At 65.8% G+C, this 21,221-nt stretch carries 15 protein-coding genes and 1 pseudogene; 11 read left to right on the forward strand and 5 right to left on the reverse strand.

Annotated elements, in window-relative coordinates:
* The first annotated feature begins 688 nt into the window (after window positions 1-688).
* The 4 genes from BLQ49_RS18825 to BLQ49_RS18840 all read left to right on the forward strand — a co-directional run bounded on the left by BLQ49_RS18825 (window position 689) and on the right by BLQ49_RS18840 (window position 7,575).
* The gene (locus BLQ49_RS18825) at window positions 689-3,958 is read left to right on the forward strand and encodes an efflux RND transporter permease subunit (RefSeq protein WP_091718400.1); all 3,270 of its coding nucleotides are present in this window, start codon (window positions 689-691) and stop codon (window positions 3,956-3,958) included.
* Window positions 3,958-5,346 carry an efflux RND transporter periplasmic adaptor subunit gene (locus BLQ49_RS18830; protein ID WP_091718401.1) on the forward strand — a complete coding sequence of 463 codons (1,389 nt, stop codon included), beginning with the start codon at window positions 3,958-3,960 and terminating at the stop codon, window positions 5,344-5,346. The genes BLQ49_RS18825 and BLQ49_RS18830 overlap by 1 nt, the downstream gene beginning before the upstream one ends.
* Window positions 5,347-5,522: 176 nt before the next feature.
* A complete protein-coding gene (locus BLQ49_RS18835; RefSeq protein ID WP_091718403.1) occupies window positions 5,523-6,203 on the forward strand; it encodes a response regulator transcription factor in 681 nt (226 codons plus the stop codon).
* On the forward strand, window positions 6,190-7,575 hold the full coding sequence (locus BLQ49_RS18840; protein ID WP_091718405.1) for a sensor histidine kinase: 1,386 nt from the start codon (window positions 6,190-6,192) through the stop codon (window positions 7,573-7,575). The genes BLQ49_RS18835 and BLQ49_RS18840 overlap by 14 nt, the downstream gene beginning before the upstream one ends.
* Window positions 7,576-7,653: 78 nt before the next feature.
* On the opposite strand, the gene BLQ49_RS18845 is transcribed toward BLQ49_RS18840, so the two are convergent.
* Together BLQ49_RS18845 and BLQ49_RS18850 are read right to left on the reverse strand one after the other, a co-directional pair.
* Window positions 7,654-7,950, reverse strand: coding sequence for a hypothetical protein (locus BLQ49_RS18845; protein ID WP_091718407.1), 297 nt, complete (start codon window positions 7,948-7,950; stop codon window positions 7,654-7,656).
* 668 nt (window positions 7,951-8,618) lie between these two features.
* Entirely contained in the window at window positions 8,619-10,217 is a 1,599-nt protein-coding gene (locus tag BLQ49_RS18850) for a porin (RefSeq protein WP_091718409.1), read from the reverse strand.
* A 484-nt stretch (window positions 10,218-10,701) separates the two neighbouring features.
* On the opposite strand from BLQ49_RS18850, the gene BLQ49_RS18855 reads away from it, so the two are divergent.
* From BLQ49_RS18855 to BLQ49_RS18865, 3 genes and pseudogenes are all read left to right on the forward strand, one after another.
* Window positions 10,702-10,977, forward strand: coding sequence for a hypothetical protein (locus BLQ49_RS18855; protein ID WP_091718411.1), 276 nt, complete (start codon window positions 10,702-10,704; stop codon window positions 10,975-10,977).
* Between the two features lie 647 nt (window positions 10,978-11,624).
* Window positions 11,625-11,974, forward strand: a pseudogene (locus tag BLQ49_RS18860) (IS21 family transposase); the annotation flags it as partial.
* A 520-nt stretch (window positions 11,975-12,494) separates the two neighbouring features.
* The gene (locus BLQ49_RS18865; RefSeq protein ID WP_244507669.1) at window positions 12,495-14,267 is read left to right on the forward strand and encodes a PAS domain S-box protein; all 1,773 of its coding nucleotides are present in this window, start codon (window positions 12,495-12,497) and stop codon (window positions 14,265-14,267) included.
* A gap of 127 nt (window positions 14,268-14,394) precedes the next feature.
* Here BLQ49_RS18865 and BLQ49_RS18870 read toward each other — a convergent pair whose 3' ends face one another.
* The 3 genes from BLQ49_RS18870 to BLQ49_RS18880 form a co-directional block, all read right to left on the reverse strand.
* Window positions 14,395-15,183 (reverse strand): Crp/Fnr family transcriptional regulator, encoded by a 789-nt coding sequence (locus BLQ49_RS18870; protein WP_091718414.1) that lies wholly within the window; start codon window positions 15,181-15,183, stop codon window positions 14,395-14,397.
* Window positions 15,184-15,250: 67 nt separating this feature from the next.
* Window positions 15,251-16,348 (reverse strand): hypothetical protein, encoded by a 1,098-nt coding sequence (locus tag BLQ49_RS18875; RefSeq protein WP_091718416.1) that lies wholly within the window; start codon window positions 16,346-16,348, stop codon window positions 15,251-15,253.
* Between the two features lie 109 nt (window positions 16,349-16,457).
* The gene (locus BLQ49_RS18880; protein WP_091718418.1) at window positions 16,458-16,664 is read right to left on the reverse strand and encodes a hypothetical protein; all 207 of its coding nucleotides are present in this window, start codon (window positions 16,662-16,664) and stop codon (window positions 16,458-16,460) included.
* Between the two features lie 237 nt (window positions 16,665-16,901).
* On the opposite strand from BLQ49_RS18880, the gene BLQ49_RS18885 reads away from it, so the two are divergent.
* The 4 genes from BLQ49_RS18885 (at window position 16,902) to BLQ49_RS18900 (ending at window position 20,742) form a co-directional block, all read left to right on the forward strand.
* Entirely contained in the window at window positions 16,902-18,068 is a 1,167-nt protein-coding gene (locus BLQ49_RS18885) for a peptidoglycan-binding domain-containing protein (RefSeq protein WP_091718420.1), read from the forward strand.
* Between the two features lie 340 nt (window positions 18,069-18,408).
* On the forward strand, window positions 18,409-18,636 hold the full coding sequence (locus BLQ49_RS18890; RefSeq protein WP_091718422.1) for a hypothetical protein: 228 nt from the start codon (window positions 18,409-18,411) through the stop codon (window positions 18,634-18,636).
* Window positions 18,637-18,948: 312 nt separating this feature from the next.
* Complete coding sequence (locus tag BLQ49_RS18895) at window positions 18,949-20,124, forward strand: zinc-dependent alcohol dehydrogenase (protein ID WP_091718424.1); 1,176 nt, start codon at window positions 18,949-18,951, stop codon at window positions 20,122-20,124.
* Between the two features lie 18 nt (window positions 20,125-20,142).
* The gene (locus BLQ49_RS18900) at window positions 20,143-20,742 is read left to right on the forward strand and encodes a hypothetical protein (protein ID WP_091718426.1); all 600 of its coding nucleotides are present in this window, start codon (window positions 20,143-20,145) and stop codon (window positions 20,740-20,742) included.
* Window positions 20,743-21,221 lie beyond the last annotated feature (479 nt).

The raw sequence follows: 21,221 nt of genomic DNA on the forward strand, positions 1-21,221 counted from the left end.
CACGCCGGCGTCATCAGGCCGAACGAGGTTAGAAGGATAGAGACGATGAGACTTTTTCGGAAAAGCATTGGTTTTTCCAAACAGATCAATTCCGACATTCATTGCAATGATTAAGGTGTATGTGTCGAGACATCGATAAGATTTACAGCATCGTTCATCGAAAATTGGACAGCTTAAGCGAAATATCGGACTGAGATCATGCGATCGTTAGAGAGTCTATTTCAATATGATCAAGACAACTCCATGGGCTGATCGCATAAGATCAATGAGCCAATGAGTCGAAGATTAATTATCGATAAATCAACAACGATCACCATTTAGCTATACGTCGCCCGTGCCGAACGCAATTGAACACGATGCTAGAAAATCAAACCGGATTTAATTTCTAAAAACCAATTTCATTGCTGAAACGATCCCTCTGCGGTCCCGTCATAGGGCTGGGATGCACATGCACCCCGAAGCTCAGTTATTAAAATACCGGAGACGTCTTTTTCGGTAACAAAAAAATTGTTCAAGATGTAAGGGCGAATTCATTCGAAGCACTCTCGGGAGTGATTTATATAACCGTGAAGCAGAGCATAAGTCCCGCTCCCCCTCCACAATCCGAGCCTCCTTCTGCCGTCTTTGACTGAGGCCCGAAACACGGCCTGAAGAGCCGCAGAATTTTGGCGAAAAACGCGATTGACCGATGGATCTTGTTCGGTTCGCCCTGAAATTCCGCAAGAGCTTCTATGTTCTTGCCGTTCTCATGTTCCTCGCGGGCATCGGCTCGATCGCGGTGGCGCCGAAGGACGTGCTGCCGTCCGTGGATATACCCGTCGTCGTCGTGGTCTGGACCTATAACGGCCTTGACGCGACCGATATGGTCCAGCGCATCACGAACTACAGCGAGTTCTCGCTGTCGAGCAACGTGAACAACATCCGGCGGATCGAGTCGACCTCGATCCAGGGGACCGTGACCGAACGGATCTACTTCGATTCCGCGGTCAGTATCGATCTCGCGATGACGCAGGTCGATTCGGCCATGAACGCCATCCGCTCGCGTATGCCGCCCGGGGTGCAGCCGCCGGTGATCATGCGGTTCTCCGCATCCTCGGTCCCCGTCATCCAGATGGCCCTGTCGTCGTCCGCGCCGCCCCTCACCAAGGTGTTCGATTACGCCCAGTATCGGACCCGCCGACGGCTCGCCGAGGTGCCGGGCTCGACCCTGCCGTCCCCGTATGGCGGTGCGCCGCGTCAGGTGATGGTCGATCTCGACCCCGCCAAGCTGCGCGCGATCGGCATGACGCCGCTCGATGTCCTGAACGCGGTGCTCAAGCAGAACCTCGTCGTGCCCTCCGGGCTCGCAAAGATCGGGATGCAGCAATACACGGTCCGGCTGAATTCGAGCCCGCTCCTCGTCGATCAGCTCAATCGCATCCCGATCAAGGTCGAGAACAACCAGCCGGTCCTCCTCCGGGACGTCGCCCAGGTCCGGGACGGCTCGCCGCCGCAGATCAACATCGTCCGCGCCGACGGTCACCACTCCGTCCTCCTGCAGGTGCTGAAGAACGGCGCGGCCTCGACCCTCGACGTCGTGAACGCGGTCAAGGCCGCCCTGCCCGACATCCATGCGGCCGCGCCGAAGGGCATGACGATCACGCCGCTGTTCGATCAGTCGGTCTTCGTCTCGGACGCCATCGCCGACGTGGTGCGCGAGGCCGTGATCGCGGCCGGCCTCACCGGTCTCGCGATCCTGCTGTTCCTGGGCTCGTGGCGCTCGACCCTCGTGGTGCTCGTCTCGATCCCGCTCTGCATCCTGACGTCCCTGTCGATCCTGGTCGCCATCGGGCAGACCATCAACGTGATGACGCTGGGCGGCCTTGCGCTCGCGGTCGGCATCCTGGTGGACGACGCAACGGTGGCGATCGAGAACACCTACCGGATGTTCGAGGAGGGGTTCCCGTTCCGGCGCTCGGTGGTCGAGGGCGTCGCGGGCATCGCCAAGCCGGCGCTGATCTCGACACTGGCGATCTGCTCGGCCTTCTCGGCGGTCTTCTTCCTCACCGACGCGCCCCGCTACCTGTTCGTGCCGCAGGCCGAGGCGGTGGTGTTCGCGATGCTGACCTCATACCTGCTGTCGCGGACGCTCGTCGCCATCCTGATCGACGTCCTCGTGGCCCCGGAATACGCCCGGCATCACGGCGGCCCGAAGCCGGCAGCCGACGGGGTGGCGCCGCAGCGACGGCGTTCGCTCCTCGGCCGGCTGCTCGGCTTTGCGCGACGCCCGCTCCTCTGGGTGTTGCGGTATCCGCTGCGCGGCGCGCTCGCCTTCCGAAGCGCCTTCGAGCGGGGCTTCACGCGGTTCCACGCGGGTTATGTCGGCCTTCTCTCCGCGGTGCTCCGCCACCCCGGCCGCGCCCTGTCCGGCGTGCTCTCCGTCTTCGTGTTGACCGCGGCGATCTTCCCCCTCGTGGGGCAGGATTACTTCCCGCCGATCGAATCCAGCCAGATGACGCTGCATATCCGCACCCGTCCGGGCCAGCGGATCGAGCAGGCTGAAAAACGGTTCGCGCAGGTCGAGGACGTCGTCCGGCAGGTGGTCCCCAAGGACGAGCTCGGCCTCATCTTGGACAATATCGGCCTGCCGGCCTCGAACTACAATTTCGCCTTCATGGATGCATCGTTCGTCGCCTACAACGACGGTCAGATGCTGATCAACCTGAAGGGCGAGCACAAGCCGATCTCCTTCTACGAGAAGCGCCTGCGCAGGGTCCTGCGCGATGCCTTCCCGGACGATGTCTTCTATTTCCAGCCCTCCGACATCATCACGCAGATCCTGAACTTCGGCACGATCGCGCAGATCGACGTACAGGTGTCGGGACGCCACGACGCCCAGGATCTGGCCGTGGCACGCGATCTCGTACGGCGAATCTCGGCGGTCCGCGGGGCGGTCGATGTCCACCTCCACCAGATCGTCGACGCGCCGCAGATGTCCGTGAACGTCGACCGCAGGCTCGCCTCGGAGATGGGCGTCAGCGAACAGTCCATCGCGCAGAACATGAATGTCTCGCTGTCGGGCTCCTTCCAGGTCAGTCCGAACTTCTGGGCCGATCCGAAGTCTGGGATGCCCTATCAGCTCTGGGTCCAGACGCCGGAATGGCGCAACGCCGACATCGACCAGCTGATGAATACGCCGGTTTCGGTCCATGCGACCGGCCATGACAGGCCGGGCATTCCGATCCTGCTGTCGAACATCGCCACGATGCAGCGGCAGCCGGAGCAGACGGTGATCAATCACGTCAACCAGCAGCCGACCTTCGACATCCTCGCCAACGTCCAGGATGCCGATCTCGGCAGCGTCCGCAACGCCGTGGACGCGATCGTCGCCGAGGCCCAGGCCCGTCTGCCGGCCCCGGACAAGATCCGGGTTCGTGGCCAGATCGAGAGCATGGAGAGCGCCTTCACGCGCATCGAGATCGGGCTCGGGATCGCGCTGGTGGCGGTCTACCTGCTGCTCGTCCTGAACTACCAGACCTGGGTCGATCCCTTCGTGGTCATCGCCGCGCTGCCGCTCGCCTTCTGCGGCATCGTGATGAGCCTGTTCATCACCGGCACGGCCTTCTCGATCCCGGCCCTCTTCGGGGCGATCATGTCGGTGGGCGTGGCGAGCGCGAACTCAATCCTGCTCGTCACCTTCGCCAAGGAACACCGGGAGGCCACGGGCTGCTCGGCGCGCGAGGCCGCCCTGATGGCCGGCCATACCCGGCTGCGGCCGGTGCTGATGACCGCCTCCGCGATGTTCCTCGGCCTGATCCCGATGGCGATCGGATCGGGCGAAGGCGCCGAGCAGAACGCCGCCCTCGCCCGCGCGGTCATGGGCGGGATCGGCATGGGCACGCTCTCGACGCTGCTCTTCGTCCCGCTCCTCTACACCCTGCTCCGGCACAACCCGATCAAGCCCCTCGAGGATTATTGATGCGCCTAGATTCCGACGCTCACGCGTTCGACGCCCACGCGGCCGCCGAGCGGGCACATCGCCACGCCGTCGAGATCGATCCGCTGCGGCAGGACGGGGCCGGGGAGACGCTGGCGCACGCCGATCTGCCGCCCCCGCGCAAGCGGCCGTTCCTGGTGGCGGTCCTGGCACTCGGAAGCGCCCTCGGCCTCGGCGGCTGGCACCATTGGCAGACCTACCAGGCCTCGCTGGAGACGCAGGCCGAGGCGGTCGACTTCGTTCCCACGGTGCGCACCCTGTCGGCCACAGAGGACGATCGGCCGACATCCCTGACCCTGCCGGGCCAGACCGAGGCCTTCGACCATGCCGACATCTTCGCCCGCGCCACCGGCTACATCGCCGAGCGCCGGGTGGATATCGGCTCGCGGGTGAAGAAGGGCGACCTGCTCGTGCGCATCGCCGCCCCCGACCTCGATCAGCAGGCACGCCAGGCCGAGGCCCAGCTCGGCCAGTTTCAGGCCCAGCTTGCCGTCGCCCGCGCGGATGTCGAGCAGGCCAAGGCCAACGTCACGCTGGCCAACGCCACCGATGCCCGGACCACGACGCTGGCCGGCCAGGGCTGGGCCTCGAAGCAGAACGCCGATCAGACCCGCGCCGGCATGCTGACGGCCACCGCGGCCCTGACCGCCGCCGACGCGAAGGTGAAGGTCGCCGAGGCGAACATCACGGCCCAGCAGGCCACCGTCGACCGGCTGCGGACGCTGACCACGTTCGAGAACGTGGTCGCGCCCTTCGACGGTGTCGTGACCGCCCGCATGGTCGATGTGGGCGACCTCGTCCACGCCGATTCCGGTGGAGGGACACCGCTCTTCTCCATCGACAGCACGGATGTCCTGCGCGTCACGGTTCAGGTGCCGCAATCGGCGGCGGTGGGCATCCATGACGGTGTGCAGGCCCGCGTGCGCGTCGCGCAGATGCCGGATCACGTGTTCGACGGGACGGTCTCGCGCAGCTCGGTCGCCCTGCGCTCCTCCGTGCGGACCCTCGACACCGAGGTCGACGTGAAGAACCCGGGCGGGATCCTGCGTCCCGGCCTCTACGTCACGGTCACTTTCGCGGTGCCGCGCACGCATCCCCGCGTGACCGTGCCCTCCGAGGCGTTGATCTTCGATGCGACGGGCACACGGGTCGCGGTCGTTCAGCCCGACGACACGGTGCAGCTCCGCCCGATCACGATTGCGCGCGATCTCGGCACCCGGCTGGAGCTGCGCACCGGGCTCAAGACCGGCGAGACGGTCGTCCTCAATCCACCCGCGACCCTTCGGGACGGCGACCGGGTCGATCCGAAGGGCGATTCCGCCGTAACGGCGGCAACCGCCAAGCTGCCCGAGCAGGCCAGTGCGGAGTGAGGCGCATGGTCCAGTCCCCTCACGATCGCGTAGGCTTTGCCGGCCAAATGACGCATTCCGCCGGCGCAGACCGAACGCCATTTGACAGCGCGCCTGAAGAGGATAAGTCCAGCCCCCCTGCGAAACCGCAGGAGACCAAACCGACCAGCCGAATACAAAATAAGAAGGAAAAAAGAATGCCCAGTGTATTGGTCGTTGAGGATGATCGCCGCGTTGCCGCCGAGATCGGTTTGGCGCTCGCCGAATACGGCTTCCAGGTCGACGAGGCGCCGAGCGGGACAACCGGTCTGCGGAAGGCGCTGGAGGGTAACTTCGACGTGATCGTCTTGGATCGCATGTTGCCGGAGATCGACGGCCTGTCGCTGCTCACCAAGCTGCGCGCCGCCAAGGTCTCGACGCCCGTGCTGATCCTCAGCGCGCTGTCGGCCGTCAACGAGCGCGTCGACGGCCTGCGCGCCGGCGGCGACGACTATCTGGCTAAGCCTTTCGAGTTCATCGAACTGACCGCCCGGGTCGATGCGCTGGCCCGCCGCAAGATGGCCGCCGAGACGGTCAGCGAACTGGTCGTCGGCGACCTGCGCCTCAACCTGATCGAGCGGGTCCTGCGCTGCGCCGGGCGCGAAGTCGAGCTGCTGCCCAAGGAGTTCGCCATCATCGAGTTCCTGATGCAGAACGCCGGCGTGCTGGTGAGCCGCAAGATGATCTTCGAGTCGGTCTGGGGCTATAGCTTCAACCATCAGTCGAGCGTCATCGACGTGCATATCGGCAAGATCCGCAAGAAGCTCGATCCGGACGGGATGAATCCCCGGATCCACACGGTGCGCAATACGGGCTTCATCCTCCGTGCGCCTTCTTGAGGTTCGCCGCACCAGCGGCTTCCGGGTCGCGAGCCTGTTCTTCGCGACCTTCGGCGGCGCGTCGCTCGCCCTGTGCGGCTTCCTGTATGTCGACACGCGCAGCTACGGCCGCAAGGCCGCGTTCGAGTGGGTGGAGTGGGAGTCGAAGCACCTCCTGAGCCTGCCGCCCCGGGCCCTGCGCGACCGCATCGACGCGTCGGAGGATTTCGCGGAGGGCGGGCGCCCGCTCGTACTGTTCGGACCGGATCATGCGCGCCGCGCCGGTGCGCCGATCCCCTACCCGGCGACGGCGCCGATCGGGCATCCCTTCGTCCTGACGCAGCAGACGGAGCACGGGACGCGTACCCTGTTCAGCGAGCTCACGCAGCTGCCGAGCGGCGAGTACGTCCTGGTCAGCCGCTCGGCCAAGGATCTCCAGTCCCTCGAGAACGCCCTGGTCGAGACCTTCTCCTGGGGCATGGCGGCCACCATCGTCATCGGCCTGATCGGCGCCGTGATCTTCGGTGTCGGATCGCTCCGTCAGAACGACGCGATCACCTCGGCGGTGGTCCGCATCATGCGCGGCGACCTGAGCGAACGGCTGCCGACGCGCGGCGTCTCGGCCGACCTCGCCCACCTCACCCGCGTGGTGAACGACATGCTCGACCAGCTCGAGCGGCTGATGCTGGAGATCAAGGGCGTCAACGAGAACATCGCCCACGACCTGCGGACGCCGCTCACCCGGGTCGTCGGCACGCTGGAGCGGTCCCTGCGCAAGGCCGACACCATCGAGGCGTTCCGCAGTTGCAACGAGGACGTGCTCGCCGAAGTGAAGTCGATCGTCATCCGGTTCTCGGCGTTGCTGCGCATCTCCGAGATGGAGGATCGCCTGCGCCGATCGGGCTTCACGCTGGTCGACCTGAGCCGGCTGCTTGAGGATGCCGTCGAGTATTACGAGCCGCTCGCGGCTGAGCGGGACATCCAGCTCCGATGGGTGCGACCCGACGGTGCCTCCGTGGTGGAGGGCGACCGCAGCTTAATCTTCGAGGCCGTGAGCAACCTGATCGACAACGCCCTGAAATTCACCCCGTCCGGAGGCTGGGTCGAAGTCGCACTCCTGCAGAACCCCACGGCCATCCGCGTCACCGATAACGGCTGCGGCATCCCGGCCGCGGAGCTGACCGCCGTCCGAGCCCGGTACCGCCGCGGCGCGTCCAGGACCGATAAGAGCGGGTTCGGAATCGGGCTGAGCCTGGTCGATTCGATTGCGCGGCTGCACAGCGCGGTCTTCGACATCGCCAGCGATGGGGCGGGCTGTCGGGTCACGCTGCTCTGGCCCGATCAGGGCCACGTATCGATCGCTCTCGCCGCAGCCACGACCGAAGCCGTCTGAGGTCCGCGCCATACCCGGCGGGCGTCGCACCAGGGCTGGCGTCGCCTGCCGCGGCAGGCGACGAGCCGCTGGGACCGGTCAGTAGGCCGGCGCGCGGTGACGGCGCGGGCGGGTGGTGAGATGGCTCCACTGGCGGTTCGACGGAACGGACCCGGTATAGATGGGCTGCTGCGGCACGGGCGCGCTGTAGCCGGTCGCGCCCTCCCACATGCCACCCGACTTATCGTTCCCCTCGGCGTAAGACCACGCGTCGAGACCACTGCCGTTCGTCCGGACGATGAGGCTGGGATCGATCTGCGCGCCGGCTTCCTGGGCGAAGGCAGAGCCCGAGATCAGCATCGCGCCGAACGAGCACGCCAGAACAAGATTTTTCATGACCCGATCTCTTATCTGAACTATCGCGTATCAGCGACGGGAGTACACAGTGCGGCAGCCTCGATTTAAATTCTATGTTTTCTTGCGGAATAATTCTTTCGGTCTTTGAACGGGTTTGAATTTATAAAACCTGTTTCAAGCGGATCTACCCGTAGTTGCTGCCACCGCGCCTGATGCTCCGACCCCTGATCTCTCGCGTTCGGCCCCTGGCGCTCGGCCCTCACCATCCCGCCCTGCGGCCCTGCCGGAGGGATGGTCGCGGGGGCGGCGATCGTCCGTGAGGCACCGCGAAGCCGGGACGCGGCCATCGCGTCGGACGACCGCGTGGAGGCTCCGGCGACGCCGGTGAAATGCCCGGGAGCGAGGCTGCAACACGAAAAAGCCGACCGGTTGCCCGGTCGGCGAAGTCGTATGGGTCTGAAGCTTTGGGTTCGATACGACCTGCCCCGGTACCTGAGCCCGCCGAATTCGAACCCGCAGCCAACGCCCGCTCAGCGACAAGAAAGGCCTCCGAGGAGCTGATTGACTTGTACAATACCCTGGGGGACGCGCAATAAAAATAGATTTTAAATGCTTAAGCCGCAATCTATTCAGAACATAAATGAGGGCTCGACCTTTCGGCCAAGCCCTCGACAATCGAACGGCAGACGAGATGTGGAGCGATCGCGCTAGAAATCCCGCTGCACGCGGAACCGGAATTGCGCCGCGTCCTGTGCATTCACGTAGCGCAGCGCGTTCTTCGAGATATCCGGCGTGACACCACTGTTGAGCGCCGTGCGGACGTACTCACCCTCGACTCCGATATCGAGATCCTTCACCGGGGTCCAGATCAGGCTTGCGCCGGTGACGATCTGGTTGTTGCCGCGCAGCACCGGGCTCGTCGCGAAAGCCAAAGCGTTGGCGGCGCTGGCGCCCGCGGGCGCGAAGCCGAAGCCGAGGAGACCGAGGGCGTTGCGGCCCTTCTGGTTGTAGTCAATTTCCGCGTAGCTTCCGAAGAACGCCGAGCGCCAGGCGGGCCCCCAGTAATGGAGCAGCGAAGCGACGGCCGAGAATGTGGTCGACAGCTCAAGCCGACCTGTGTTCGGATTCAGTACGGCGTCGGCGTAGTATTGCGCGAAGGAGCCACCGCCCACCGGCGCCGCCGCGAGAGCGTCGTACGGAGCCGTGTAGTTCGAGATACCCGTGTAGCTCAGGGCGCCCTGGCCGTAAGCGCCCTGAAGGTAGAGGGTATCGCCCACTGCTATGAACGGCAGATTGACCTTCAGGCCGCCCTGCACCGCCCAGCCGTAGGCGCTCGCGGCACGGCCGGTGGGCGAGATGCCGAGGGCGGTCGTCGCCGTCGTGACACCGGCCACCGCGCTGCTGGCGTCGCCGGCATTGATCTCGTGGACTGCCGCCGACAGCTGGGCCGACCCCCAAGCCTGATCAATGCGCGCGACGCCGATGAAGTCGGGCATGCGGACCTTCTGGGTCACGTCGACGAAGGCGACGTTGCCGGGCCCTATGACGATGGGAGCCAGGAAGGTCGAGGGGGTGAAGGGATTGAAGGCATTGCTGTAACCGGCAAACCCGCCTGCGCCCGTGAAGGCGCCGACCGCGGAACCGGTTCCGAAGATCGGGAAGCGGCGATAGGTCGGATCCTCCATCGCGGCGCTCATGGTGACGCCGTTGCCGAGCGTCGCCGTGTAGGCCAGCACGTTCGTGCTGAACGTATCTGAACCGGCTGTGCCGCCGATCAGTTCGAAGTCGTGCGCGTAGAAATCGAAGAACGAGGAGGCCCGGCCGGCGGTCAGCCCGGCGAACTGGATGAAGGCCTTGTCGGCGTTGACGTAGGTCTGGGTCCGATTGAAGGCGTCGGCCCCGAGGCCTGGGAAGGCCAAGCCCTCCCGCTGGCGCGATCCCGAGGTGAGGAAGGGGCCGCTGCGGTCGGCGATGTCGAGACGCAGGAAGGCGCGGAGCGACCCGTAATCGGTTTGTGTGCGGGCATCGAGGTTGATCCGCATGAGCCCGAGATAGCCGGTCTGGTCGCCGCCGGTTCCGGTGCGAACCTTGCTGGTCTGATACAGGAAATCGTACCGCGCACGACCCGAAATGCGGATACAGGTATCGCTGCCGGGAATATAGAAAAAGCCTGCACCATAGGCGTTGCACACGCGCACATATTCGATCGGCGCGGCCTTCGTGGTCGGAAGGTCGGCCGCCTCCGCCGCGACGCCCGAAACTAAGACAGCCGAACTGCACAACAGAAGCGTTTTGAGATCAGTCATGTGGTCCCCGCATACGACACCGCGAGCACGTGCGTGCACGCGCCAACCCAAAGCTCCGCGTTCAGGCCACGAAATGCTTTCGTTTCCAGCAGTCTGCCGCAGTATTTAAGAGATTTGGCCGTCAACGAAGCCGGCAGCTTGACCGTATCGAAACGATCTTTCTTAGACAAATAAATTGCGATTTGCTCTGGAAATTGATATTGCAATTCTAAATGAGAATTTCGATTTCAAATCGAACACCTGGCCCGGACGCCGTGTCTTGCGGTCGCGAGCGCCACGGAGGGCGTGCCCGGGCTCGATCTGAGCAGCAGCTATGCAGCCGTCCGTTCGTAGGCTGCACCCTGAAACTTCAATTTCTTAAATTCGGTCACGTCCCTGTCATTTATTTTCGAAGTTTCATTTCGATTTCAAATTACAAACCAGGAACTAGGATGGTTTTGAAAGATCATTATGAGTATGAAGCTGACATGAGGGGGAGCGGACTATGCGTGAACTGGATCTTTGGATTGTCGGCGCATTTGTGATCATTCTGGCTTGGTCCTTGTTCGGCCTGTTCGCGTTCTCGCACTCCTATGTGATGTTTTTGCCGCTTACGGATTCGATGAAGTACGACGATACTGGTAACACTCTCATCGGTGCGGCCTTGTTCGCGGCCAGCTCTGCCTATGCGATAGCCGTCCTCATTCGGAGCGTTTGGGCGATCCGGACTTGGCTGATCAGGGCCCTGCGCGTCGCCGGCGCCGCGATCCCACCGGCCTGAGGTCGCGCCATTCGGCCCACACAACGCCTGCATGGGATGGCGAGCCGCACTGGATCAAGGTGAGCGAAATCAATCCGCAAGGTTAGCTGGAAAGCCCAGTCTCCAAGGCTGTACCTCGTGAAGCTTAGATTAAAGGACCGCGGGCTTTTGCAGGGTCTTCAGTTTGCACGTCTCGGGTGCTGATGTCAGGCGTCATCGGTGATGGCGCGGTAGGGGCTGTCCCGATCACCAGCGGACGTCAAATCACGCTGATTGCTGGGGGGCGAGCAGTGTCCCTTGCATCTCGCTCTGCCAGCGTCGTCGCGTATCGGAAAGCCGTTCGTCTGGTCGGAGGGGAACCGCCGCGAAAGCGGATGGGTACCTCCTGACCAATGCCAGCAGCACTGACAGTTGTGGGCGCTTCTCGAAGGCGGCCATTCCTGTAACGCCCGGCGATTTCGCCGCGCTACGATCGGCTTGCCCGCATGAAGTGCGACCCACAGGGAGGCAACACTGTTGCCGCCAGGGTCGTCCGAGCCTGTCACACCACGCGCCGCGCCACCGACTCGGCTCAGATCGTCACCTCTGCGCCGTCTGGATCGGCCCGGAAGGTCCAGGCGCCGCCGCTCCTGAACGTCGCGGCGGTGCCGAACGTATCCTCCATGAGCCGCAGGATCTCCGACACCATGAAGACCGCGGTGGAGACGATCTCCGTCGGGCGCGAGCGCCTACAACCGCCGCTTCCCGCAGATGTGCTCGCACGGCCTCGTCGCGCCGGTGGCCTGCACGCCTTCCTCAGGATGGGAGACGGGTTGGGTCGAGAACCAGATCGACTTGGTGCGCGAGCGCCTGTTCACGCCGCGCATCCGGGTGAGGAGCTACGACGAACGGAACGCTCTGCTGCTCGACGGTGTGATCGCTCGCCAAGGCCCACCCTCATCCCGCGGAGCGGGAGCGCACCGTCTGGGAGCGGTTCGACGCCGAGCGGGCGGAGCCGGTACCCTATACCGGCTGCTTCGGACGATCGCCAAGCTGCTCCTGGCCAAGGATTCGCCGAGATCGCCTTCGATGGCACGCCGATCAACGAGATCCCAGGCCGCGACCGCGTACGAGACCACCTCGATCGTGGTCACCATCAACCTCGCCTTCGGAAAATAGCAATTCGCTTCCACGCCCAAGAAGAGCTTTGCCGTAGATATCATCGCGGCCGACCCAGGTAATATCAACCGGGACTATCGCCGTTGATTGGCCTAACAAAGCTCGCAGTTGTCGGATTCAGAGACCGGTATTCTAACCTATTTGATTTTAAGCCCCCACGGCAGATCCAACGATGGGGCGGACGATGACGGCTGCGGATCGGGGCCGCACCCCGATCCGCTGCTCCGACGCGAGCCAGGGAGGCGGAGGACGTGGAGGCCGGAGATTTTCTCACGGGTGGCGGTCAGGTTGCCATGCGCATCCGTGAGCATGACTGGAGGCCCACGCCGCTCGGTCCGATCAAAACGTGGCCCCATGCGCTGCGGTACACGCTCAGCGGCATGCTCAATTCGGCCTTTCCCACTTACCTTGCCTGGGGGCCGGGCCTGATCAGCTTCTACAACGACGCCTACCGGCCCATCCTCGGCATCAAGCCCGAGGCACTGGGCCGCCCCTTCCCCGAGGTCTGGGCGGAGGCCTGGGAGCAGGTTGGGCCGTTGACGGAGCGCGCGCTGCGGGGTGAGGCCAGTTACTTGCAGGACTACGCCGTCACGGTGGATCGCCATGGCACGCGGGAGCAGAGTGTCTGGACATTTGCGTACTCTCCGGTGCGGGATGCAGGCGGCAGCGTGCAGGGCGTGCTCTGTCAGGTGCACGAAACCACCTCCCGGATTCACACAGAGCAGCGTCTCCGGTCCGCCTTAGGGGAGATCGAGACGCAACAGACGCGCTTTGACGCCCTGATCGAGCATCTCCCGTTCGGGGCTGGGCTGTTCGACGTCGACGGACGAGCCCTGCTCACCAATTCGCTCCTCCGAGAATATCTCCCCGCCGGCAGGCCCCCCTCCCTCGATCCGGAGGAGCAGCCGCACTGGACCGGCTTCGACCCGGAGGGCCGGGTCTTGAGCCCGCACGATTACCCCTTCGCGCGGGCGATGCGGGGCGAGCTCACGCAGAACGTGAGCTTTCTGCATCAGACAAGGGAGGGCAACGAGTGCTGGATGCGTATCAGCGGTATTCCGGTCCATGACGGCGAGGGCCGGATCCGCCAAGCCATCGTGGTGGTGCAGGACGTCGATCGGGAGAAGCGCGCCGAGACCGCCCTGCGCGAGAGTGAGGAGCGCTTCCGGCGCTACGCCGCGCATTCGGCGAACGTCCTCTGGCTCGCCGATCTCGAGAGCGGACGGCTCGATTACCTCAGCCCGGCCTTCGCACAGGTCTGGGGCATGCCCTGCGCGGACATGCCGGATATCGCGGCTTGGCTCGCGAGCGTCCACCCGGACGATCGCGACGCGGCTGCGCATGCCTTGGCGCGTGTCGGTACCGGTGAGACGTTGGTTCTGGAGTACCGGATCCTGCGCGCGTCGGACCAGGCCGTGCGCCGGATCCGCGATACCTTTTTCCCGGTCCCGGCGGAGGACGGACGCATCCGATCGGCGGGTGGGATCGCGCAGGACGTCACCGTCGATACCGGCCAGCGCGCCTACGTCGTTGCGGCCCGGGACGACAGCCGCGAACAGCTCGTCGGCGCCCTGCAGGCCGGCGGGTACGCCGTTCAGGCTTTCGCGCACGATCAGACGCTCCTCAAGATGGCGGGTTCCCTGATCCCGGGCTGCGTCGTGCTCGACTTGGAGGCGGCGAGCGGATTCGTGACCGCAAGCCAGATGAAGGCCTTCCGCGCGCAGCTGCCCGTCGTGGCAGTCGGCGCCAGCGGGGGCGATGTTGGCTTCGGCGTCCGCGCCATGAAGGCGGGGGCGGTCGATTTCCTCGATGCGCCCTGGACATCGGAGCTGCTGCTCCTCGCGGTGGGGACGGCCCTGGCCGGCATCCGGGACGTCGCGGAGCGGTCGCGCGCGCGCGACGAGTCTCGGGATCGGATTGCAACCTTGTCGGGCCGCGAGCGCGCGGTTCTGGAGGGGTTGCTCGCGGGCGGGACCAACAAGACCATCGCCCGGACGCTGGGCCTGAGCCCGCGTACGGTCGAGATCCACCGGGCTCGGGTGATGGAGACGCTCGGCGCCCATACCCTGCCCGAGGCCGTCCTCATCGCGTCGGACGCGGGCGTGCGCCCCGCTCAGCAGGACAGCGACGCGGTCGAGATCGGCGAACGATAGAAGCCGCCCGCCGTGCGACCGCGGCGAACGGTGAAGCACCGTCCCGGAAACCTGAACCGGGGAAATGCCTCTGGCCGGTGATCTCGCGGCCTCCCGAGGGCCGGCCCCCGGCACTCGGGAGGGCGTTCTAGAGATACCCCGCCTCGAACTCCGCGAGTTCCCGCAGCTGTCGCGGCGCGAGGATCCGCACGTGACGGCCCCGCAATGCGATCAGCCCCTCGCGCCGCAGGGCTTGCAGCACGCGGTTCACGTGGACACTCGACAGGCCGAGCGTTTCCGCCAGATCCGTCTGGGTCAACGGCATCTCGAACTGGCCGGCCACGACCTGGCCGATGGATCCGAGGCGTTCCAGCAGCTCGCACAGGAGATGGGCCATGCGCTCAGGGCCCGAGCGCATGCCGATATTGGCCAACCACTCGTGGGCCGTCGCCTCCTCGGCGAGCTTCGCCCTCTGCAACGCGAGCGCGATGCCGGGATGCTGGCCAAGCAGCTCCAGGTAGACCGCGCGCGGAACCTTGGCGATCCGGCAGCGGGTCAGAGCCTCGATCGTGTGATCGAGCGGGTACCCGTGGAGGGCGCCGCGGTCGCAGAAATCCCCGGGGATGAGATAGGCCAGGATCTGGCGCCGGCCCGACGCGCGACGCTTGTACCGGCTGGCGAACCCGGAGAAGACGATGAGAGCGTGGTCGGCCACGCCGTCCTGCTCCACGAGGATCGTGTGCCGTTCGACCGTCCGGACATAGCGGGCCAAGCCCAAGAGCGCCGCCCGTTCCGGCTCCGTGAGCGGGGCAAATCCATCAAGCCTGCAGATCAGTGCCGAGACGGGGTCGGCTTCCTCCGGAGCCGTCCGCCGCGAGGGATCAGCAGGTTCGGGTCCGGTGGAATTCATCACGGTGACCGGGACGATTGTCTCCATTGGGCTTGCTCCAAGATGGGGACTCTATTCACCCGTTCCGACGCGGCGCGTACATCCGGCCCGTTCCTTAGGACGCCTCCGATCCGCGCTCATCGATCTCCGTGGTCCGATAGGCCATCGCGGGGGCGAGCCGGGCAATGTGCGGCCACCACTGCGCGCGCAGGTCGAGATAGGCCTGTGCAGCCGCCTCCTTGCGGGCGACCGCGATGCCCGCTTCGGCAAGCCGGGTCGCAGCCCGCTCCCAATGGGTGCGCCAGCGCTGCTGCTCGCGCGGATCAAGGGCGTTCGCGGTCGGCGGATCACCCGGCAGGAACGTCGTCTCGAGGGTGACGACCAGCATCTGGGCCACCCGCCAGAGCGCCTCGACCGCCGCAGCCTCCTTCAACCAAGCCGTGTCCTCGCCCGCGAGCGTGCTGCGGATCAGCGACACGGTGTCGAGGGCGAGGTAGGCCTGTGCCGAGACCGCATAGTAGGGTTTCTGGAACCGGAAGTAGAACAGGACCGGGTAGAAGTGGTGGGTCTCCTTCATCGCGGCCATCGCGTCGCCGAGCGAGATAAGGTGGCTGTAGCCGGCGCTGAACTGCCCGCTGGGTCCGAGCCGGGCCAGCAATTCACCCGCGTCGGAGGTTCCCGCCGAGAGGAGATGGAACTGAAGGCCGAGCGCGTTGCGCTGCCGCAGGGCGCCGTAGACCTGCATGACGTAGGTCAGGACCAGCGAAGTCACCGACACCCCGATCAAGGAATTCACCAGGTAGACGAGCCGGTAGGCGTCGGTCGCGGGCCTGAAGTCGCTGGCCCCGACGATCGCCATGCTGCTGCCCCCGGCATACAGCGCCGTGAGGAGATCCGTGGGAGTCGGGCCATTGCTGGCCTGCACGTCCGCTCCGAGCCCGGGATGGATGATGAGCCCGGCGCCGAGCGTCAGGCCGATGGCCCAGAGCAGGACGTAGAGGAGGAGGATGACGGGTCCGCAGAACGACAGCACCGCGCCGCGATGCGACCCGGCCGCCTCGGCCGCGCGGCGGAAGGCCATCCAGGTGAGGTGCGCGGCACGATCGGCGATCAGGCCGGTGCCGATGCGGGCGTAGAGAACGGTGAGGAAGACGTCGAGGAGGACGATTCCCATCACGAGGACGCCCGACATGCGTTCGAGGACGGACACCATGATCAATCAGCCTGTCGCGAGGCCCCGTGCGCCGTCGCCACTCTGGTCGCGAACCGGCCACTGACGGCCCCGTTCCGGCGATCCATCCTTAGGGCAATCCCGATCAGGATCAGGCCGGCGGCCGAGCCTCCGGGGTCGGCCTCGGTGCTGCCGGGGGTTGACCGCTCTGTCCGAAGCTCATCCGATAGTGCTTCGCGACGGCGCTCCAGAAGGCGCGCTTCAGTTCCGGGCACCGCTGGTCGAGGACCGCCTCGATCGCTGCGGCGGCTTCACGTGCGCAGGCATCGCAGTCTGCATCCGAGACGAGATCGGTCATGGCGCCTCTCCGGACCGGCGGCCTGGGCGCGCTCGGGGGCGTGACAGTAACGGTCAACGTTTCCCGGTACGATCCGGTCATCTCCGTAGGCTCGGCGCGGATCCGATCGAATTGTTCCAGTAAGTTCTTTCTCCGCCTCAGAAATTCACCGCCATCGGAGAGCTCCTACGGATTCACCCGGAGGAAACGACCGCTTGCCGGCCCGGTTCGTCCCTTCGTCCACACCAGGAGGTCTTCATGGCACTGAAGAAAGTCTTTCTCGCCAGCACGATAATCGTGGCCTTGGCCGGCGGTTACGCGCAGGCTCAGCAATCGGCCGTCAGCAACCAGCGCGTCACCCAGGATCAGGCGGATGGGCAGGGGACACAGATCTACGTCAGCTCGGCGGGCGTGCGGCAGATCCAGCAGGCCCTGACCCAGAAGGGCTACAGCACGGGCGCGGTCGACGGGCGCTGGAATCCGCAGACCGCGACGGCGGCGCGCAGCTTCCAGCAGGCGCAGAACATGGAGCCGACCGGCACGCTCACCATCCCGCTCGTCTACGGTCTCGGTCTCGAGCAGGATATCATCTTCGGCAATCGCGACCGGCAGGGTGGCGGCCAGGGCGGCGATCAGGGGACCAAGCAGGCCGACAATCAGCGCATCGTCGTCGAGCGGGCCGATAGCCGCGGCACGCCGCTCTATGTCAGCCCGGCCGGCATCCGGCAGATCCAGCAGGCGCTGAACCAGCAGGGCTGGAACACGGGGCAGGTGGACGGACGCTGGGGGCCCGCGACCGTTCAGGCGACGCGCAGCTACCAGCAGGCGCATGCGCTCGAGCCGACGGGGCGGCTTGAGGTCGGCCTCGTCGCTGCCCTCGGCCTGACCGACTCGATCTTCTCGGCCGGGCACGGTACGGGCCCGCAGGCCGCCAACGCGGCACGGCCGCAGCCGACCCAGGCGGCGGGTCCTGGCGGCGACCGGCAGGTCGACAACCAGCGCATCGCCGTGGAGCGCACGGACAGCCCCGGCGAGCCGATCTGGATGAATGCCGACGGCGTGCGCCAGATCCAGCAGGTGCTGAACCAGCGGGGCTATGCCGCCGGCCATCTCGACGGCAACTGGAACAACGACACGACGATCGCCGCGACGCATTTCCAGCAGGCGCAAGGTCTTGAGCCCACCGGCACGCTGACCACGAACCTGCTCGCCACGGTGGGCATGTCGCGCTGGGAGCGGGGTGAGTTCATGGGCGGCATGACGGCGGGTGCGAACACGCCGGGCAATCCGAACCCGCAGACGACCGGGTCCTTCAACGGTTCGGGCGGCTCCGCATCGGGCGCTGCGGATGGCGGCTCCGCCAAGTCCGACGCGGCCGCTGGACAAGGCAGCGGCGACGCACGCGCCGCGTCAGGCTCGCGCTGACCCAAGCGTTGCGCGGCGGGTTCGCATCCTGCCGCCGCGGCAGCCCGCTCGGCGATCGTGCCGGGCGGGCTTACGCATCCGTCCCGGGGCAACGGAACAGCCTCGCACCCGCGACGCGCTTCGAGCGATCCCGCTCGGCTTTCAAAGGCTGTCGGGGGCAAAGACCAGGCAGGACGTGTCCGACGAGGCGGCCGGTCAGGCCCGTTCATCCGGATGACGGTGATCGCGCGTCACGTCATCGTCTTGGCAACATCGACTTGGCAACCTCGTCTTGGCATCGCCGGCACGCGGCTCCGTGCGATCGTCTCCGGCCGGTCGGCAGCACTGTGAGAGGTGCCGCATGCAGAACCCGTCCAAGCCGGTCGACGATCCGATGATGCACAAGCTGGTTGCGCTGGTGCGGGAGCGGCTGCCGAACTCGGCGCAGCAGGGCCGAGTTCTCCTGCTGGAGCAGCTCCGCGCGCTTGAGCGCGAGGCGCTGGAGCGCGGTGCGGATCCAGGCACTTTGCGCTCGATCCATGCCACCCAGGCCTTCGTCCAGAGATGCGATCCGCTGCCGGATGCCTGAGGATCCCGGCACGGACCGGACGCGACGGCGGACGAGCTCCCGAGCCCCCATGCGGTGCGCGTCCTTCCGGACGATCCGGGTCTCTGCATCGGTCCCTCGCGAGCCCGACCGCCCGAGCGTACGGTCCCTTCCCGGCCCGAAACGCCTGCTCACGCCGGAGGTCTCCTAGGGGATCGTCCGCAGGAACGGGCCGGCTGCCGCCTCGGTTCGCCTCGTTGCAACACCGACCACCATCCCCGCGAGCGCCCAGCCCGAACCGGTCGTACCGCCCGGATCTGGCGCTCGCATCTCAGCCGATGGGAGAAGACGGCTATGCGAGCCCTGGTTTGGCACGGGAAGGAAGACATCCGCTGCGACACCGTCAGCGATCCGGAGATCGAGGACGGGCGCGACGCCATCATCAAGGTCACGAGCTGCGCGATCTGCGGCTCCGACCTGCACCTGTTTCACAATTTCATCCCCGCCATGCTGCCGGGCGACGTCATGGGCCACGAGACCATGGGCGAGGTCGTCGAGACCGGGCGCGGCCTCAACGGCAAGGTGAAGAAGGGCGACCGTGTGGTGGTGCCGTTCACCATCGTCTGCGGCGAATGCGACCAGTGCAAGCGCGGCTACTTTTCCGTCTGCCAGCGCAGCAACCGCAAGAAGCATCTCGCCGACAAGGTTTTCGGCCACACCACCGCGGGCCTGTTCGGCTACACGCATCTCACCGGCGGCTATCCGGGCGGTCAGGCCGAGTACCTGCGCGTGCCGTTCGCCGACACGACGGTCCAGAAGGTGCCCGAGGGCATCCCCGACGAGAAGCTGCTGTTCCTCTCGGACATCTTCCCGACCGGCTGGCAGGCGGCGGTGCAGGCCGACATCCAGCCCACCGACACCGTCGCGATCTGGGGTTGCGGGCCCGTCGGCCAGATGGCGATCCGCTCGGCCATCCTCCTCGGCGCCGAGCAGGTGGTCGCGATCGACTGTCTGCCGGAGCGGCTGGAGATGGCCGAGGCAGCGGGCGCCATCACGATCAACTTCGAGACCGAGAACGTCGTCGAGCGGCTCAACGAGCTGACCGGCGGCGAGGGCCCCGAGAAGTGCATCGACTGCATCGGCATGGAGAGCCACGTCAGCCCCGCCATGCCCGATACGGTCTACGACCGGGCCAAGCAGATCCTCCTGGCCGAGAGCGACCGGCCGCACGTGCTGCGGGAGATGATCTACGTCTGCCGACCGGGCGGCCTGATCTCGATCCCGGGGGTCTACGGGGGCTTCGCCGACAAGGTCCCGATGGGCGCGGCCATGAACAAGGGCCTGACGTTCCGCATGGGCCAGACCCACGTCCAGCGGTGGACCGGCGATCTCCTGCGCCGGATCGAGGAGGAGCAGATCGACCCCTCCTTCGTCATCACGCACGAGGTCCCGCTCGACCGGGGACCCGAGATGTACCGGACGTTCCGGGACAAGCAGGACAGCTGCATCAAGGTCGTACTCAAGCCCTGACCCTTCGCGAGGAAGACCATGACCAACATCTCAAGCCTAGCGAGCCTCTCGAACATCACGCGGTCCGAGGGCGATCCGAAGGTCCTGCGCTCCGGGCCGAGTTCGCGCGGCGTGCCGGACAGCCTCGCCAAGGGTCTCGGCTGGTTCAGCCTCGGCCTCGGCCTCACCGAACTCCTGGCGCCCCGGAGCATCACCCGGGCGCTCGGCATGGAGGGCAAGGAGGCGCTGGTGCGCGTCTACGGCGCCCGGGAGATCGGCAGCGGCATCCTCTCGTTGTCGGTCGACAAGAACCTCGGCCTGTGGAGCCGGGTCGCCGGGGACGGCCTCGACATCGCGACCGTGCTGACGGCGTTCCGGCCGGACAACCCGAAGCGCGGCAACGTCGCCATCGCCCTGGCCCTGCTCATTGGCATCACAGCGGTCGACCTGATCGACGCCCAGGCCAGCACGGCCCGGCACAGCCGCGCGGTGGGCCGGAAACGCTCCTACCGGGATCGCAGCGGCTTCCCGCGCGGCGTCCAGGCGTCCCGCGGCGCGGCCCGGGACTTCAAGACACCGCCCGACCTGCGGCATGCCCCGCCTCTGGCATCGGTGTCGAAGCGGACATCCGCCGCTTGAGGCATGCCTCCTCGGGCCAGCGACGCGCATAGCCTGGGCGGCCGACCGCATCGCACGTGCGGGCATCTGAGCCGCCCGGGCCGGTCTTGATCGTTCAGACAACCGTGGTGCTGGCTTCGGACGGGGCGTCGACGGCGCCGTGCCCGCCAGCCTTCTCTGTTCGGGAAGCCGTAGCGGAACTTGAAGTTGGGTCAGCCATGTGCGCTTCGAGGACGGCTCAACTTGGCACGGATGTGCGGGTGGCGCTCGAAACGCCTTTGTGTCTGCGTTCGGGGCCCCGCTCTTCAGCACTCGAGGACCGGATTGGACACATCACCACCATAGGCGCAGCGAAACAATCTTTCGCTTCTGGGATCCGTACGACCGCGCGTGAATGACTGCGTGGGGTCGAGGCCGAACGGACGCCGACCTGAAACTGAATATCTGCTCCCGGGCGTGCAGCCGACATTCGCTCAAGGCGCAAAGTTGCCGGATGCTTC

Source organism: Methylobacterium phyllostachyos (assembly GCF_900103445.1).
Lineage (GTDB): Bacteria > Pseudomonadota > Alphaproteobacteria > Rhizobiales > Beijerinckiaceae > Methylobacterium > Methylobacterium phyllostachyos.